The sequence below is a fragment of the Micromonospora reichwaldensis genome (genome assembly GCF_031845925.1).
Classification (GTDB): Bacteria; Actinomycetota; Actinomycetes; order Mycobacteriales; family Micromonosporaceae; genus Micromonospora; species Micromonospora reichwaldensis.
In genome coordinates this window covers 1-432 of record NZ_JAVRFL010000096.1, presented here as the reverse complement: position 1 = coordinate 432, position 432 = coordinate 1, and the positions used below count along the sequence as shown (strand labels likewise).

Genomic DNA, 432 nt, shown 5'->3' with positions numbered 1-432 from the left:
ACCAACTCCGCGACACCCTCCACCACACCCTCCCCCGCCACCTCGTACCCCACGCCATCATCGCCCTGCCCCACTTCCCCCTCACCCGCAACGGCAAGATCGACCGCAACGCACTCCCCGCACCGGACCTGTCCGCGCGCGGCGAGCCGCCCCGCGACGACCTGGAGCGGCGGGTGGCGCAGGTGTGGGCCGACGTGATCGGCCGGACGCCGGGCCGCGACGACAACTTCTTCGCCTTCGGCGGGCACTCCATGCAGGCCACCATGATCGCCGCCCGGCTACGCGAAACCCTCGGCGTGCCGGTGTCGGCGGCGATCGTGTTCGAGGCGCAGACCGTGGCCGCGATGGCCGACCGCCTACGGCCCGAGGTGACGGCCGACCCGTCGACCGCCGGCGGCGAGGACGACCCGGTCGTGACCGGCGCCGGGCAAC

1 protein-coding gene is annotated in these 432 nt (G+C 74.1%); it reads left to right on the top strand.

Translation table 11 applies throughout. The annotated features are described in order from the left end of the window. Window positions 1-432: phosphopantetheine-binding protein (locus RM555_RS30865; RefSeq protein WP_311415007.1), on the top strand; the 432-nt coding region annotated here is incomplete at both ends.